The organism is Halorhodospira sp. 9622, assembly GCF_022228025.1.
In the GTDB taxonomy this organism is placed as follows: domain Bacteria; phylum Pseudomonadota; class Gammaproteobacteria; order Nitrococcales; family Halorhodospiraceae; genus Halorhodospira; species Halorhodospira halophila_A.
Window position 1 is genome coordinate 52,362 of sequence record NZ_JAJNRE010000013.1, and the last position, 15,630, is coordinate 67,991.

The following is a 15,630-nucleotide window of genomic DNA, read 5'->3' on the forward strand; positions in this document are numbered from 1 at the left end:
GATTACCCGCGGGAGGGGGCCGGGTCGTCGCTGAGTCCGCTCTGGCGTAGCAGCGGTTCGATGCTCGGCGGCCGGCCGCGGAAGCCCTGGAACAGCTCCCGGGCCGGCGCCGCACCGCCCATCTCCAGGATGTTCTCGGCCAGCGACTGGCCCACGCTGCGCTCGAGCAGCCCCTCCTCGCGAAAGCGCTCGAAGGCGTCCGCGGAGAGCACCTCCGCCCACTTGTAGCTGTAGTAGCCGGCGGCGTACCCGCCGGCGAAGATGTGCGCGAAGCTGTGCGGGAAGCGCTGCCAGGCCGGCGGGTGGACCACCGCCACGCGCCGGCGGACATCCTCAAGGGTGCTCAGGATGCCGGCCGCCTCCGGGGCGTCCCGGCGCTGGTGGAGTTCCAGATCGAACAGTGAGAACTCCAGTTGGCGGAGCATCTGCAGCCCGGCCTGGAAGTCGCGGGAGGCCCGCAGCCGTTCGAACAGTGGCTGCGGGAGTGGCTCGCCGGTCTGGTGGTGAGCGGCCAGCAGATCCAGCCCCTCGCGTTCCCAGCACCAATTCTCCAGCAGCTGGCTGGGCAGCTCGACCGCATCCCACTCGACCCCGTGGATCCCCGCCACCGGGCGCCAGTCTTGGCGGGTGAGCAGGTGGTGCAGGGTGTGGCCGAACTCGTGGAACAGGGTGACCACCTCGTCGTGGGTCAGCAGCGCTGGCTCACCCTCGGCGGTGGGCATGAAGTTGCAGGTCAGGAAGGCCACCGGGGGCTGAACGCCGTCGCCGCGGCGGCGCCGGCTGCAGCACTCGCCCATCCAGGCGCCGCTGCGCTTGCCCGTGCGTGCGTAGAGGTCGGCGTAGAGGCCGCCGCGCGCGGCCCCGTCGGCATCGAGCAGCTCGTAATAGCGGACATCCGGGTGCCAGCTCTCGACGTCGTTGCGGAGCCGGAAGCGGACCCCGAACAACCGCTCGGCGATCGTGAACAGCCCCTCGACCACGTGCTCGGCCGGGAAGTACGGGCGCAGCGTCTCGTCGGAGAGCTGGAAGCGCTCCTCGCGGAGCCGCTCGCTGTAGTAGGGGACGTCCCAGACCTCCAGGTGATCGATCCCGTCGCGCTCGTAGGCGAAGCGCTGCAGCTCGTCGAACTCGTCCTGGGCGCGTGGGCGGGCGCGCTCGGCCAGATCGGTGAGGAAGCCGTGCACCTCCTCGGGGGAGTCGGCCATGCGCCGTGCCAGGGCCTGGTGGGCGTAGCTGGGGTAGCCAAGCAGATCGGCCTGCTCGGCGCGCAGGCGCAGGATCTCCTCCATCACCGGGGTGTTGTCGTAGTGCCCGGCGTGGGGTCCGGCGTCGGAGGCCCGTGTGGCGTGGGCGGTGTAGACCTCGCGGCGCAGTTCGCGGTCCTCGGCGTGCTGTAGCACGGCCAGCACGCTGGGCATCTGCAGGGTCAGGCGGTAGCCACTGACGCCGGCCTCGGTCGCCGCCTGGCGGGCCATGGAGCGGGCCGAGCCGGGCAATCCGGCCAGTGCCGCCTCGTCCACGTCTAGGTGCCAGGCCTGGGTGGCGTCGAGCACGTTCTCCTGAAAGCGGGCACCGAGCTCGGCCAGGCGCTGTGCGTTGGCCCGGAACCGGCTGCGTGCCGGCTCTTCGAGCCCCACACCGGCGAGTTCCAGATCGCGCAGGGTGTCGGCGATCACCTTGCGCTGCGCTGGATCCAGGCCCAGCGCAGCGGCGCGTTCCGAGAGATCGTGGATCGCCCGGTAGAGCCGCGGATCCTGGCCCTGCTCGGCGTAGTGCGCGCTGAGTGCCGGGAGGGCGGCGTTGTAGGCCTGGCGCAGCTCCGGCGAATCGGCCACGGCGTGCAGGTGGGCGACCGGTGCCCAGACCCGGGCCAGCCGGTCGTCGGCCTCCTCCAGGGGCAGCATCAGGCCCTCCCAAGTGTAGGGCGGGCCGGCTGCTAGGGCCGTCTCGAGGGCCTCGCGGCTGTCCTCGATGAGGGTCTCCACAGCGGGTTCGACATGCTCGGCGCGGATGCGTGGAAACGGCGGCAGCAAGTGATCGTCAAGCAGCGGGTTTTGCGACATATCACCACCTCAGCAGCGGACGCGTTACACTCTAGCACGCGTGCGGCGAACGATCCCTGCACCGGATCCGGGGGAGCGGGGGGTTCGCCCGATGCCGGTTTTCGAGGAGGGTCCATGACGGACGAGTACGATCTGATCGTCATCGGTGGCGGCAGCGGTGGCATGGCCACGGCGCGTCGCGCTGCGGCTCACGGGGCCCGCGTGGCCATGGTCGAGCGCGACCGGCTCGGTGGCACCTGCGTCAATGTCGGCTGCGTGCCCAAGAAGGTCATGTGGTACGCCAGCGAGACGGCCGCCGCGCTCGAGCGCGCCGCCGACTTCGGCTTCAGCCTGGGGCAGGCCCCCGGCTTCGACTGGGCGGCCCTGTGCCGGGCCCGCGACGCCTATGTCGAGCGGCTCAACGGGATCTACGCCACCAACGTCGAGCGTGCCGGGATCGAGCTCTACCGGGGCACCGGGCAGCTGCGTGACGCCCACACCGTCGAGGTGGACGGCCGAGCCCTGCACGGGCGCTACATCCTCCTCGCCCCCGGCGGGCGGCCGAGCCGGCCGGAGATCCCCGGGGCCGAGCACGGCATCGACTCCGACGATTTCTTTCAACTCCGTGAGCAGCCCCGTCGGGCCGTGGTCGTCGGGGCCGGCTACATCGCCGTGGAGCTGGCCGGCGTGCTGCACCACCTGGGCACCGAGACCACGCTGACCGTGCGTCGGGATGGTCCCCTGCGCGGCTTCGACCCGCTGCTGCGCGAGGCCCTGGCCGAGAGCCTGGAGGTGGACGGCTTCGACCTGCGCACCCACTTCGTCCCCGCCGCCTGCGAGCGCCAGGCGGACGGCAGGTACACCCTGGTGGCCGAGGACGGCCGGCGCATCGAGGGCGTCGATACCGTCATCTGGGCCATCGGCCGCGACGCCGCCACCGGCGGCCTGGGTCTTGAGCGTGCCGGTATCACCCCACGGGCCGACGGCACCATCCCGGTGGACGACTACCAGCGCACCGAGGTGGATTCGGTGCTGGCCGTGGGTGATGTCACCGGCAACGATTTCCCGCTCACCCCGGTGGCCATCGCCGCCGGGCGGCGCCTGGCCGATCGGCTCTTTGCCGGCCGGAGCGATAGCCGCCTGGATTACCGGGATATCCCGTCGGTGGTCTTCACCCACCCGCCGCTGGGTACCGTGGGCATGACCGAGCCGGAGGCCGAGGCCGCCTACGGCGCCGACCAGGTCACCTGCCACCAGACCCGCTTCTTCCCCATGAACTACGCCCTGGCGCCGCAGGCGGTGAAGCGGCGCACGGCCATGAAGCTGGTGACCGTCGGTGCCGAGCAGCGGGTGGTCGGTGTGCACCTCTTCGGCGAGGGCGCCGACGAGATGCTCCAGGGCTTCGCCGTGGCGGTGCGCATGGGGGCGACCAAGGCCGATTTCGACAACACGGTGGCCATTCACCCCACCAGCGCCGAGGAACTGGTGACCCTGTAATCAAACGGGAGCCGACATGATCCGCGAATTCGGAGGCATCCGCCCGCAGCTCGGTCCCGGGGCCTGGGTCGATGCCACGGCCCTGGTCATCGGCGACGTGACCCTCGAGGAGGAGGTCTCGGTCTGGCCCACGGCCGTCCTGCGCGGGGACGTCCACCGCATCGAGGTCGGTGCGCGCACCAACATCCAGGACGGCGCGGTGGTCCATGTGGCCCACGACGGTCCCTACTGCCCCGGCGGCTTCCCGGCGCTGATCGGGGCCGAGGTGACGGTGGGCCACAAGGCGGTGATCCACGCCTGCCGCGTGGGCGATCATTGCCTGGTGGGGATCGGCTCGGTGATCCTCGATGGGGCCGTGGTCGGCGCCGAGAGCATCATCGGGGCCGGCGCCCTGGTGCCGCCGGGCAAGGAGCTGCCCGGGGGCTACCTCTACCTGGGCAACCCGGCCAAGCCGGTGCGCGAGCTGACCGACGCCGAGCGCGAGCACCTGCGCTACTCCGCCAACCACTACGTCGGCCTGAAAGAGCGACACCGCGGCAGCGCCTAGGCGCCGCGCGGTGTCCGTTCATCCCGTGGCCCGGCGGAGCCGGGCTCCGGCGCCCGCGGGCTAGCCGAGCAGCCCGAGGCTGTTGGCGAAGACCACCAGGATCGCTGCCGGCACGATGTAGCGCACCAGCACCAGCCAGGTCCGGTACAGCCACCCGGGCAGCGCCAGCTCCTCGCCGGTGACGCTGCGCGGCAGCACCCAGCCGGCGAACACCGCCATCAGCAGACCGCCGAGCGGCAGCATGATGCTGGTGGAGAGGTACTCGGCCAGCTCCTGGAAGTTCAGCCCGGCGATGGTGAACCCGGCCCAGACGTTGAATGCCAGCAGCGAGCCGATGCCCACCAGCCAGGCCGCGGCAGCCACCGCTGCGGCCGCCTTGGGCCGCCTCCAGCCGCGCGTCTCCACCAAGTAGGCCGTGGCCGGCTCCATGATGGAGATCGCCGAGGTGAGCGCGGCGAAGGAGAGCAGCAGGAAGAACAGCGTGCCGAACAGCGCGCCAAGCGGCATCTGCCCGAAGCCGTAGGAGAGGGTCACGAAGACCAGGCCCGGCCCACTGTCCGGATCGAGCCCGGCGGCCAGCACGATGGGGAAGATGGCCAGACCGGCGAGCAGCGCGATGACCGTGTCGGCGCCGGCGATCAGCCCGCTGTTGCCGGGGATCGAGGAGCGCTTGGACAGGTACGAGCCGTAGGCCATGATCGCGCCAAGCCCTAGGCTGAGGGTGAAGAAGGCCTGGCCCATCGCCACCAGCACCGCATCGCCGCCGATGGCGCTGAAGTCCGGCGAGAACATGAAGTCCATCGCCTCGACGAACGCCCCGGCGCCCATGCCGTAACCGACCATCACCAGCAGCAGCAGGAAGAGGATCGGCATGAGCAGGCGCACCGCGCGCTCCAGGCCGTTCTGCACCCCGCGCAGGACGATGTAGGCGGTGGCCCCCATGAACAGGGTGTGCCAGAAGAGCATCTGCCACGGGCTGGCCAGCAGGTTGCCGAACACCTCCTCCACCTGGCTGGTCTCGGCGCCGGTGAAGGTGCCGGTGGCGGTGTAGGGGACGTAGGCGAGCGACCAGCCCGCCACCACCGAGTAGAAGGAGAGCACCAGGAAGCCGGCGCAGACCCCCAGCCAGCCAAGGATCTGCCACCAGCGTCCGCCGCCGTACTCGGCGGGCAGGGCGCGCATGGTGTTGATGGGGCTCTGGCGGCCGCGGCGGCCGATGAGGATCTCGGCCATCATCACCGGGATGCCGATGGCGAGGATGCAGGCCAGGTAGATCAGGATGAAGGCGCCGCCGCCGTACTCACCGACGACGTAGGGGAAGCGCCAGATGTTGCCCAGGCCCACGGCGGAGCCGGTTGCCGCCAGAATGAAGGCCCACCGCGATCCCCACTCTCCATGGATCGACTGCCGCAAATCCGTCATGGCCATGCTCCCCGTCGGAACTTGACGCGGGAGCGTAATACAGTTCCGCGGGCGGCAACAAACCCCTGCGCGTTATGCCGCAGGCAGCCGGACTGCCTCGGGCAGGCCCAGCTCCATGGCGATGGGCAGGTGGTCCGAGAGGGGATATTCCAGCACGCGGGCCCGCTGCACCCGGAGCGTGGAGCTGATCAGGATGTGATCGATGTTGTGGCGCGGGCGCCAGCTGGGGAAGGTGTGCAGCCCGTGGATGGGCTCGGAGAGGTCGGTGCGCCGCCCCAGGCGGTCGAGCTCCGGGCTGTCCGTCCGGCAGTTCAGGTCGCCCATGACGATCACGTGCCGGTGGGCGTTGACCAGCTCGGCCAGGAAGTCCATCTGCCGGATCCGGGTCCGCCGGCCCAGGGCCATGTGCACCTGGATGACATTCAGCGCCTCGCTGCCCGCGCCGAAACGGATCTGCAGTGCCCCGCGCCCGGGGATCAGCCCGGGCAGGCGGTGCTCACGGATCTCCGCGGGGCGGTAGCGGGCCAGCAGGCCGTTGCTCTGCTGTGCCAGGCGACCCATGTTGCGGTTGGTCTGGATGTACCAGTAGGGGAAATCCGCCTTGTAGGCCAGGTGCTCCACCTGGTTCATGAAGCCCGTGCGGAAGCTGCCGGCGTCCACCTCCTGCAGCCCGACCAGGTCGTAGGGCTCGATCCAGCCGCCGATGCGCTCGAGGTTCATCTGCCGCTGCCGGTCGGGCAGCACGTGCTTCCAGCCCCGCGTGAAGTAGTGGTGGTAGCGCGAGGTGGCGATGGCGTTCTGGATATTGTAGCTGACCACCCGGATGGTGGCCGGCGCCTCGGGCGAGAGCGTCGGGTGGAGGGTGGCGTAGACGCCCTCGCGCAGACGGTAGGAGATGTTGGTCATGAGTGCCGAAGCCTCGGGCGACGGAGTAGCGTCGTTCCTGCCGGGTATAAAAAACCCGCCTACCCCCGCGGATGCGGGGGAGAGGCGGGCTTATCCGTGACCTGGTCGGGACAGCGAGGCGTTGCGATCACTCGTCGTCGTCGTCGAGGAGCGTCATGCTCGCCATGTAGGCGGAGACGGCCTCGATGTCCTCCTCGGTCATGCGACCGGCCGTGTCGCGCATCATGCGGTTGCGGTCGCTGGCGCGGTCCTCATTCTTGAACGCGGTCAGCGCATCGTTGAGGTAAACCTCCTGCTGACCGGCCACCGCGGCGAACTGGCCACCCTTGATGCCCTCGCCGTTGGGCCCGTGGCAGGAGGCGCAGGAGGGCACGTTCCGCTCGCCGATGCCGCTGTGGTAGATCTCACGGCCCTGCTCGGCCAGCTCCTCGTCCACGTCCTGTGCCGGCGGCGGGTCCTGCTTCTCGAGCCAGGCCGCCACGTTGCGGATGTCCTCATCCGAGAGCTCGGTGGCGTTGGGTGTCATCAGGAACTCCGGGTCCCAGCGGTTCTCGTCCCGGAAAAGCTCCAGATGGTAGACGATGTAGTCCTTGTGCTGCCCAGCGTGGCTGGGCCACTCGGGGACATCGCTGACACCGGTGACACCGTGGCAGGCCAGACAGACCTCGTTGTTCAGCTGCTCGCCCGCATCCAGGTCGACCTCGGCCTGGGCGGTGGTCGCGCCGAGCGCGAGGGCGGCGACCGTAAAGCCGGTCAGGGTGCGCTTGTGCATGACTTGTGTTCGCTCCGCTAATGGAGTGGGCTTTCCTTGTGCGTACCTTGGACGCAGAACGCTGCCACTTATAGCAGCAGCGTCCGCAAGCGTCAATTTGTCCGGCCACGCGCAGACCGGCGACGATTCGCGCTGCCTATGAAACCATGAAAGGACCGAATCGTGACACAAGAGGCAGGCATGACAGCAGACCGTATCTACCGGCGGGCGCAATTCCGGCTCAGCGCGCCCACCCCGGCGGACCTCGGGCCGGACGAGGGGATCGAGGTGGCCTTCGCCGGGCGCTCCAACGTGGGCAAGTCCAGCGTCCTCAACGCGCTGACCGGCCAGCGCAAGCTGGCACGCACCAGCGGCACCCCGGGGCGGACGCAGACGATCAACTGCTTCGACCTCGACGAGACCCGCCGACTCATCGACCTGCCCGGCTACGGCTACGCCAAGGTGCCCCAGGCGGTGAAGCGGCGCTGGGAGCAGGCCCTGCCCGAGTACCTGCACAACCGCCAGGCGCTCTACGGCGTGGTGGTGATCATGGATGTCCGCCACGCGCCCACCGAGCTGGACCTGCAGATGCTGCGCTGGTGCGCCGATGCCGGGCTGGTGCTCCACGGGGTGCTGACCAAGGCGGACAAGCTCAAGCGCGGCGCCGCCCGCAACCGCTTGCAGGCGGTGCGCCAGGCCGCTGCCGAGGCCGGCGTCACGCTGCCGAGCGTGCAGCTGTTCTCGGCGCTCAAGGGTGAGGGGATCGATGAGCTCACGGAGGTCCTCGATGCGTGGTTCGCGGTGGGGAACTCTTCGGCGTGACGGATGGTCGCACCTAGTGAGCGTCGCTGATGTGCGGTCCACAACCTCCTCTCTAGCGTGGCGCACACAACCCGGTTCCCCCCAAGGCCGGGTTGGCTGTTGCCCCGGATCCTCCCCCCAGGGTCCGGGGTTTTTTTTGACCGGTCGTGCCGCCGTCCATAAAAAAGGAGGCCCCATCCCTCCTGGATGGGGCCTCCCCATAGAGAGCCCGATAGGGGTTACACGGAGCCTTTACCAGTCAAGCTCCTCATCGCCGGCATCGGCGTCGTCGGCATCCTCGTCCCAGGGATCGATCTCGTCGTCCTGCTCCTCGAACTCGAGGCCGTCGTCGTCGAAGCCGTCATCCTCGAAGCCGTCGTCAGCCGGCTCCTCCCACTGGTCGTCTGCCTCGCCCTCGGTGTCGAACGCCATGGCGGCGGTGGAACCCATACCGACCATCAGGGCCAGGAGACCGGCGATCCAGTGCTTGTGTTGCATACGTGACCTCCGCTTTGGATTGCTTGAGTTGCCCGTCGTGATCAACCTCGATCACTCGCCCACTCACCAAGCACGGTGCGTGCCAACATGACCAAAACCCCGTCCGATCAGTGACCTGCGCGCTTCGTGGGTGGGTCTGGCCCACCGCGTGCAGCGGTCGGATGTCGTCTGAGGGCGACACCGCAAGGTGGGGTAGTGCCGTAACCTGCTGAATTGGGTTGTGACCGGCGTGTCGCCCGGAGGCGACATCTTCTAGAAGCGGAGAACGATGCCGCCGCGCAGTTGCCGTGTCTCGTAGCCCAGCGACAGACCGTCGGGCTCCGGGTCGGTGAGCAGGCCCTCGACCTGTACACCCAACCGGCCCGGGCCGCGGTAGCCGGCGATGACGCCGGCGGTAAAGCCCAGGTCGCGGTCTGAGGCGTCGTCTGCCGGCTGGATGCTGGTGCGCGTCAGTGCCACGTGCCAGCCGAGGAACCAGGGCGACTCACCGAGCAGTCGCCGCGCCTGGTAGTAGATGTCGGTCTGGTTGGCCTGCACCGACGCCCCGCCGGCGCCCTCCGGATGCGAGGCCGTCTGCGTGTAGGCCAGGCCGACCTCGAAGTCCCAGTACCGCCCGCGGTCGTTGATCACGTGGGCGCCATTGGCCAGGGCCAGGGTGTGCGCGGTGCCGGTCTCTGTGCCGTCGGCCACCTCGAGTGTGCCGGTGGCCACCGCCACCCGCCAGCCGTCGTCCAGCACGCCGCCGTAGGATCGCTCATCCCCGGCGCCGGCCGGGCCGCAGGCCACGAGCAAGCAGACCCAGACGGCTGGCCGCCAGCCCCTCATGAGCAGGCTGCCTCTTCGGTCCGCTGCGGCGCCCCGGAGACCGGCATCCGGGTGGCGGATAGGGGCGGGTGCATCCTCATGGGCTGGCGCTCGTGGCAGTGGCACGGTGGATGGGCCGTGGGGTGCTCCGGGTGGACCCCGAGCCTATGCGCGGCCAGTGGCCCGTGCAACCGCAGGCGCCGCGATCAGGCGGGCGAGGCCTGGCCTGGGTACGGGGTCGGTGAGCGGCCCGGTGCTTCGCCGGCCCCTGGCCAGTGCACCGTGAATGTGGTCCCGGCTCCGGGCGTCGAGTCGCAGGCGACCTCGCCGCCGGCTTCCTCCACGTAGCGCCGAACCAGCGCCAGCCCCAGCCCGGTGCCGTCGGTGCGGCTGGTGGCAAAGGGCTCGAACAGCCGCTCGCGCAGCGACGGTGGGATGCCCGGGCCGTCGTCCGTCACCTCCAGAACCAGCGTGCCGCGCTCATCCACCCGGGCATCCACCTGCACCCGGCCGCCGGCGGGCACGGCCTGGACGGCGTTGCGCACCAGATTGGCGTAGACGATGCGAAAGCCCCCGGGCAGCTCCACCGGGGCGTCGGCGATCTCCGCGCTCAGGTTCACACCCTTGGCCTGGGCCTCGTTGCGCAGCACCGTCGTCCAGCTCTGCAGGATCTCGGTTAGCGCGCCGCTGCGCCGCTCGCTGCTGCGCCCGCAGCCGAATGCCATGAAATCGTTGACCAGCTCGTGGATGTGATCCAGCGAGCGGAAGATCGCCTCCCGGTCTTCCGTCTCCAGCGGGGCGACCTCGCAGAGCAGGCGCACCGGCACGATGCTGTTCTTGATGTCGTGGGCCAGCTCGGTGGCCATTTCCCCCAGCGTGGATAGGGCCTGGAGCTTCTCCAGATGCTCGTGGAGCCTACGGTATTCGCTCAGGTCGGTGATCTTGATCAGGATCAGCTCACCCAGCACCCGGTAGGAGACCAAGGCGGGGCAATGTCGCCCCTCGAACGGGAGCTCCTGCTCGAAGGTGCCGGACCCGCTGCGCTCGATGCCGTTGCGGATGCGCAGCCATAGCCCGTTGCCGAGGATGTCCGGCACACTGGCGCCCTGGCAGTCGGCGACCGGGCAGCTGGCGCAGCGCGTGCCGATGGCCGCGTTGCCGTGGCGGATGGTGCCGTGGGCATCGACCAACATGACCATGTCCTCGACACTGTCGAGCAGCCACTGCGAACGCCCCAGCTGGTCCACGGTGTTGAGCAGCTGCCGCTCGACGGTGTCGAGCTCGTCCTCGCCCGGCCTGGGGTGGGGGCTGCCCGGGCAGCGCGCCGGCTGCTCGCCACCGCCCTGGGCGCGCCGTGCGCGGCGGTGGCCCTGCTCGACGATACCGCGCATCCGTGCCCGCCAGCGCGCCGCGATGAGGGCGCCGATGCCGGCGGCCAGCAGCGCACTCAGGCCGACCACCAAGATTGCCAGGCCGCGCACCCGGTCGAACGCCTCGGAGACCACCGCGGCGTCGAGGATCATGCGCGCGTCCGCCCCCTCGACGGCCCGCTCGACGGCGGCCTCGATCATGCCCCGGGCGTAGTGGTCGAACCACAGTGTCAGTGGCAGCGCCACCAGCAGGGTCACCAGCAGGAAGGTGGCACCCAGGCGTACCGCCATGTTGCGCGGCAGCCAGCACCTCACTCCGTCGTCTCCTCCATGGCCTGCAACCGCGCGCGGAGCGTGTTGCGCGAGACGTTCAGGGCCTCGGCCACCCGGCTCTTGTTGCCGTTGTAATGCTTCAGCGCCCGCTGCACGGCACGGCGCTCGATCTCGTTGAGCAGCTCCGGCAGCTCGCCTTGGTGGAGCGCGCGGTCGAGCGCGCCGTCCAGCGCCGCCTCGAAGTCGCCGTCGCCGGTCGGCTCGCCCTGTCCGGTGGCGAGTTCCAGGCTGTCGATCAGCCCGCGTTGCCGCTTGGCCGCGGCCCGGTAGACGGCGTTCTTGAGCTCGCGGACGTTGCCCGGCCAGCCGTGCCCCTGGGCCTGGCGGCGCACCGCCGGGGTGATGCCGTGGATATCCAGGTCCATCTCCTGATTGGCCGACTGGATGAAGGCCTCGATCAGCGACGGGACGTCCTCAAGTCGCTCGCGCAGCGGCGGGATGTGCACCGGGATCTGCGCCAGGCGGTAGTAGAGGTCGCTGCGGAACTGACCCGCGTCCGCGCCGAGGAGCTGGCGGTTGGTGGCGGCGATCACCCGCACATCGGCCTGGCGCGGGGTCGACTCCCCCAGGCGGTAGAAGCGTTTGTCTTCCAGAAAGCGCAGCAGCTTGGCCTGGAAGGCCAGCGGCATGTCGCCGATCTCGTCCAGGAACAGGGTGCCGCCGGTGGCTGCCTCCACCTTGCCCTCGGCGGCCCGGTTGGCGCCGGTAAAGGCGCCGCTGGCATGACCGAAGAGCTCCGCCTCGAGCAGGCTCTCCGGCATGGCGGTGCAGTTGATGGCCACGAACGGCCCGTCCGCGCGGTGGGAGTGGCGGTGGATGAGTTCCGCCGAGACCTCCTTGCCGACACCGGTCTCGCCGGTGAGCAGGACGTTGAGGTCGTTGGCCGCGGCCACCCCCAACGCCTTGAAGACCTCCATCATCGCCGCCGAGGTACCGAGCACCTCGTGGGCCTCGGCGCTCAGGCCGGAGGCCTCGGTACCGGATGGGGTCTGGCTCAGGGCCTCCTCCACCGCCGCCACCAGGGCCTCCGCCTCGATGGGCTTGGCGAGGATCTGCAGCGCGCCGCGCTTGCTGGCCTCCACCACGTTGTCCGGAAAGGTGTGGGCCGATAGCACCAGCGCCGGGGTCTCGTCCCCGGCGCTGCGCAGGCGCTGGAGCAGCGCCAGGCCGTTGTCCTGCTCCAGCTGGATGTCGAGGATCAGCGCATCCGCCCGTGCGACCAGCGGTTCGGCCTCGGCGGCCGAGGCGGCGCTGATCACCTCCAGGCCGCGGCTTTCCAGCAGCCGCCGGACGGCGTAGACGATCTCCCGGTGGTCATCCACGACCAGAACGCATCCGCGCATGCCTCTCCTCCCGGCGCCCGGCAGGGCGTGTCTGGCCCTGGTGGGCGCAGCGTGCCCTGCTTTTTATGATTTGACATTAATCAACCCAGTCACCATGGCACAAGGGCGAGCCGCCGACCACCGGGGGGGGGGCGCTGCGCAGGCTGCGACCAGGCTGCGCAGCCGTTGACCGCTGGCAGGCCCCGCCGACCCCCTGTCCGCAACCCCGGCCTCCCGCTGAACTCCCGGAATCGCGGGGCTTTGATCGCGGCCCGTTTGCCCTGGCCTGCCTTTTGCTAAGAGCAGGTTTGATAACGATCAAACCTGCACCGAAGGGGAGGAGGGTGCCTTGTTCCAACAACCACTCAACCGGCTCGCGATTTCGGCCGGCGGCATCGCGGCCCTCTTCGCACTGCTGCTGTTCGCCGCCACGGCCCCGGCCCAGGACCTCGATCCGGACGAGATCGAGGAGTTTGTCGAGGAGGTGCGTGGCCTCTCGCCGGTGATGGCCGAGCGCCGGGTCGATGACCTGCGCGCCCACATCGGCCGCATGGAGGAGACCCCCCACGCCGTCGCCTCGGACCCGCGCACCCCGGCGGGGCAGACGCCGGAGGATGGCAACTACTGCTACCAGTGCCACGGCGACGGGTGGGAGCACTTCTACCAGATCGGTGAGGACATCAGCACCGACGAGGCCAACGAGACCTGCCTGGACTGCCACAGCGGCGGTGATCGCATGCACTGGCACGGCGGCGCCCACGAGTTCCAGGACATGGCCTGCGTCGACTGCCACAACATGCACGGCGAGAACGAGCGCCTGCTGCACACCGAGAACGAACTGGAGCTGTGCGCCAGCTGCCACCAGGAGCGCCGCGTCGACTTCAATCGCCCCCACCACCACCCGGTGGAGGAGGGGCAGGTGACCTGCACCAACTGCCATAACCCCCACGGCACCGGCGGCGAGAGCCTCCTGCGCGAGGGTCAGGTCAACGAGACCTGCTACAACTGCCACGCCGAGTACCGCGGCCCCTTCCTGTGGGAGCACATGCCGGTCCGCGAGGACTGCACCAACTGTCACGACCCCCACGGCTCGGTGCATCCCAATCTGCTCGAGGCGCGCCCGACGCAGCTGTGCCAGTCGTGTCACATGCACGCCTCCGGTCCGGCCGGACATCCCGGCATGGATCCACATGACTTCGACACCAGCGGTCCCTGGCAGGAGGGGGCGGAGTTCCTCGGCCGCGGCTGTCTGAACTGCCACTCGGACATCCACGGTTCCAACCACCCGGGCGGCGACAGCTTCCGGCCGTGACGCCGGGCGGCGCAACAGCAGAAGGAGGAAGGAATCATGACCAAACAGCGCGCCCTGAGCAGCGCCCTGGTGCTGACGGCCTTCGGCTTGCCCGCCGCCGCTGGCGCGGGCACGCCGGAGTCCTCGGCCACCTTCGTTGGCCCGGCCAGCTCGCAGCTGTGGCTGGGAGTCGGTTACCTGAGCGAGGACAACTACCACTTCCGCCGCTATACCGGGCCGGTGGACGAGGGCTTCTACCCGGAGGCCCACCTCGACCTGCGTTACCGCGGCGAGGGCGATGAAGACGCCCGCTACGGCCGTCTGGAGGGGCGGGACCTCGGGCTCGACTCCCGCCGCCTGCGCGGCCGCTACGGCGTCCAGGGAACCTACGGGCTCTCCCTGGAGTACGACGAACGCCCGCGCTTCTATGACCGGGACGTGCAGAGCCCCCTGCGCAGCGACGGCACCGACCGGCTCTCGCTGCCTGAGGGTTGGCAGGGCAACCAGGATTTCGAGGACAGCCCGGAACGGCTGCGCGACTGGAAGATGGAGCGCCACCGCGAGCGCTTGGCCTTCGACGCCCTGCGCCACCTGGACGACGAGTGGAAGGTGAACTTTTCGTTCAGCCGGGAGGAGACGGATGGGTATCGGTACGCGACCGACTACCGTTGGTACGAGTTCCCTGCTCCTATCGATCAACGCACGGACCAATACCGGGTCAGTCTTGAATATGCCGGGGATCAGCTCCAGGGCCGGTTTGGCTATCACCTCTCCAGCTTTCAGCAGCTGGCCAACGAGCGGCTGACCGTGGAAGATCCGGACGATCCCGGCGAGTTCAACGAGGTCTTCCGCGAGCCCGATAACCTCTACCACCAGATCTTCGCCTCCGGCGCCTACGCCATCCAGCCGGGGACGAACGTCAGCGCCGACCTGCAGCTGGGCCGCGCGCTGCAGGATGAACGCTTCGTTGAAGACGACGACGACCTGCCCTCGTCGCTGGATGGGCGCATCGACACCACCCGGGCCACCCTGCGCGGGACGCACCGCTTCCATCCGCGTCTGCAGGTGCGCGGCAGCTACCGCTATGACGACCGGGACAACCGCACGCCGCAGTACTTCACGGAGGATGATTTGGAAGACCGGACGCGGCCCCACGGCTGGACGCGGCACATCGCCGACGTCGACGCCGATATCCGCCTGCCGGCGCGCTCCAACCTGGTGCTGGGCTACGAGCACCGCTACACCGACCGCGACTTCACCGACGGCAGCACCCGGGACGATACCTTCCGCACGCGGCTGCGCAGCCGGATCACTCCCCAGCTGGAGGGGACCGTGTTCGCCAGCAGGCTCTACCGCGAAGGTGCCGAGTACGTCGGTCCGGCGTCCGAGGCAGGCACCATCCTGCCCGCGGAGGTCTACCACCTGGCCGAGTTGGAACAGACCCAGTTGGGTGTCAGCGGCACTTACAGCGTCATCCCCGAGCTGGCCCTGGGCGCGGAGGTGACCTACAGCGAGGACGACTTTACCGACTCGGATATGGGGCTGCAGGAGCGCAACCGCGCTTCCTACACATTGTCCCTGGACTATTTCCCCACCGAGCAGTGGACCGGCTACGGCTTCGTCACGTGGGACGACGGGGAGCGGCAACTCGCCGGCGAGCAGCGCAGCCTGCTCCAGGACGAGGAGACGCTGACCGTCGGGCTGGGGACGGAGGCCACCGTCACCGAGGACGAGCGCTGGTCCCTGGGTGCAGAGGTGCTCTACGCCAGCACCGATGTCGACATCGGTTTCGATCGCGCCCAGGACACCGACTACCCGACGCTGACCACCCGGCTCACCCAGCTCGAGCTCTACGGCAAGTACCGGGCCTCGGAACAGTTCCACTATCGCCTGGCCTACCTGGGGCAGCGCTTTGAGGAGGACGACTGGGCCCTGGGCTTTGGGCCGGGAGAGGTGGATGACATGAATGATTACGTGCTCATGGGCCGCGACAACTACGACTACACGGCCCACATGGTGGTCGGCTCGGTGGGGTACACCTTCTGA

General features: G+C 69.4%; 13 protein-coding genes. 5 read left to right on the top strand and 8 right to left on the bottom strand.

Going from position 1 to position 15,630, the window contains the following annotated elements:
* Positions 1–2 precede the first annotated feature (2 nt).
* Positions 3–2,063, bottom strand: coding sequence for a M3 family metallopeptidase (locus LRG07_RS08870; RefSeq protein ID WP_238642159.1), 2,061 nt, complete (start codon positions 2,061–2,063; stop codon positions 3–5).
* A gap of 114 nt (positions 2,064–2,177) precedes the next feature.
* On the opposite strand from LRG07_RS08870, the gene gorA reads away from it, so the two are divergent.
* On the top strand, positions 2,178–3,539 hold the full coding sequence (gene gorA / locus LRG07_RS08875) for a glutathione-disulfide reductase (RefSeq protein WP_238642160.1): 1,362 nt from the start codon (positions 2,178–2,180) through the stop codon (positions 3,537–3,539).
* Positions 3,540–3,555: 16 nt separating this feature from the next.
* Entirely contained in the window at positions 3,556–4,086 is a 531-nt protein-coding gene (locus LRG07_RS08880; RefSeq protein WP_201242679.1) for a gamma carbonic anhydrase family protein, read from the top strand.
* Positions 4,087–4,146: 60 nt separating this feature from the next.
* Here the strand turns inward: LRG07_RS08880 and LRG07_RS08885 are convergent, their stop codons facing one another.
* The 3 genes from LRG07_RS08885 to LRG07_RS08895 form a co-directional block, all read right to left on the bottom strand.
* A complete protein-coding gene (locus tag LRG07_RS08885) occupies positions 4,147–5,508 on the bottom strand; it encodes a sodium-dependent transporter (protein ID WP_201243102.1) in 1,362 nt (453 codons plus the stop codon).
* A gap of 72 nt (positions 5,509–5,580) precedes the next feature.
* The gene (locus tag LRG07_RS08890) at positions 5,581–6,414 is read right to left on the bottom strand and encodes an endonuclease/exonuclease/phosphatase family protein (RefSeq protein ID WP_201173534.1); all 834 of its coding nucleotides are present in this window, start codon (positions 6,412–6,414) and stop codon (positions 5,581–5,583) included.
* Between the two features lie 127 nt (positions 6,415–6,541).
* Complete coding sequence (locus LRG07_RS08895) at positions 6,542–7,186, bottom strand: cytochrome c (RefSeq protein WP_201243101.1); 645 nt, start codon at positions 7,184–7,186, stop codon at positions 6,542–6,544.
* 180 nt (positions 7,187–7,366) lie between these two features.
* On the opposite strand from LRG07_RS08895, the gene yihA reads away from it, so the two are divergent.
* On the top strand, positions 7,367–7,987 hold the full coding sequence (gene yihA, locus LRG07_RS08900; protein WP_238642161.1) for a ribosome biogenesis GTP-binding protein YihA/YsxC: 621 nt from the start codon (positions 7,367–7,369) through the stop codon (positions 7,985–7,987).
* A gap of 231 nt (positions 7,988–8,218) precedes the next feature.
* On the opposite strand, the gene LRG07_RS08905 is transcribed toward yihA, so the two are convergent.
* The 4 genes from LRG07_RS08905 to LRG07_RS08920 form a co-directional block, all read right to left on the bottom strand.
* Positions 8,219–8,464, bottom strand: a complete 246-nt coding sequence (locus LRG07_RS08905) for a hypothetical protein (protein WP_201173519.1) — start codon at positions 8,462–8,464, stop codon at positions 8,219–8,221.
* A 252-nt stretch (positions 8,465–8,716) separates the two neighbouring features.
* Complete coding sequence (locus tag LRG07_RS08910) at positions 8,717–9,289, bottom strand: porin family protein (RefSeq protein ID WP_238635038.1); 573 nt, start codon at positions 9,287–9,289, stop codon at positions 8,717–8,719.
* Between the two features lie 185 nt (positions 9,290–9,474).
* On the bottom strand, positions 9,475–10,953 hold the full coding sequence (locus tag LRG07_RS14065; protein ID WP_238642162.1) for a PAS domain-containing sensor histidine kinase: 1,479 nt from the start codon (positions 10,951–10,953) through the stop codon (positions 9,475–9,477).
* Positions 10,950–12,314: a sigma-54 dependent transcriptional regulator gene (locus LRG07_RS08920; RefSeq protein WP_238642163.1), complete on the bottom strand. Its 1,365-nt coding sequence runs from the start codon at positions 12,312–12,314 to the stop codon at positions 10,950–10,952. The genes LRG07_RS14065 and LRG07_RS08920 overlap by 4 nt, the downstream gene beginning before the upstream one ends.
* Before the next feature lie 328 nt (positions 12,315–12,642).
* On the opposite strand from LRG07_RS08920, the gene LRG07_RS08925 reads away from it, so the two are divergent.
* Together LRG07_RS08925 and LRG07_RS08930 are read left to right on the top strand one after the other, a co-directional pair.
* Positions 12,643–13,605, top strand: a complete 963-nt coding sequence (locus tag LRG07_RS08925; protein ID WP_238642164.1) for a DmsE family decaheme c-type cytochrome — start codon at positions 12,643–12,645, stop codon at positions 13,603–13,605.
* A 36-nt stretch (positions 13,606–13,641) separates the two neighbouring features.
* Positions 13,642–15,630, top strand: coding sequence for an MtrB/PioB family decaheme-associated outer membrane protein (locus LRG07_RS08930; protein ID WP_238642165.1), 1,989 nt, complete (start codon positions 13,642–13,644; stop codon positions 15,628–15,630).

Bases quoted from the DNA above. Each gene is read 5' to 3' on its own strand.
- LRG07_RS08870 (WP_238642159.1), bottom strand. From the start codon at position 2,063: ATGTCGCAAAACCCGCTGCTTGACGATCACTTGCTGCCGCCGTTTCCA.
- gorA (WP_238642160.1), top strand. From the start codon at position 2,178: ATGACGGACGAGTACGATCTGATCGTCATCGGTGGCGGCAGCGGTGGC.
- LRG07_RS08880 (WP_201242679.1), top strand. From the start codon at position 3,556: ATGATCCGCGAATTCGGAGGCATCCGCCCGCAGCTCGGTCCCGGGGCC.
- LRG07_RS08885 (WP_201243102.1), bottom strand. From the start codon at position 5,508: ATGACGGATTTGCGGCAGTCGATCCATGGAGAGTGGGGATCGCGGTGG.
- LRG07_RS08890 (WP_201173534.1), bottom strand. From the start codon at position 6,414: ATGACCAACATCTCCTACCGTCTGCGCGAGGGCGTCTACGCCACCCTC.
- LRG07_RS08895 (WP_201243101.1), bottom strand. From the start codon at position 7,186: ATGCACAAGCGCACCCTGACCGGCTTTACGGTCGCCGCCCTCGCGCTC.
- yihA (WP_238642161.1), top strand. From the start codon at position 7,367: ATGACAGCAGACCGTATCTACCGGCGGGCGCAATTCCGGCTCAGCGCG.
- LRG07_RS08905 (WP_201173519.1), bottom strand. From the start codon at position 8,464: ATGCAACACAAGCACTGGATCGCCGGTCTCCTGGCCCTGATGGTCGGT.
- LRG07_RS08910 (WP_238635038.1), bottom strand. From the start codon at position 9,289: ATGAGGGGCTGGCGGCCAGCCGTCTGGGTCTGCTTGCTCGTGGCCTGC.
- LRG07_RS08920 (WP_238642163.1), bottom strand. From the start codon at position 12,314: ATGCGCGGATGCGTTCTGGTCGTGGATGACCACCGGGAGATCGTCTAC.
- LRG07_RS08930 (WP_238642165.1), top strand. From the start codon at position 13,642: ATGACCAAACAGCGCGCCCTGAGCAGCGCCCTGGTGCTGACGGCCTTC.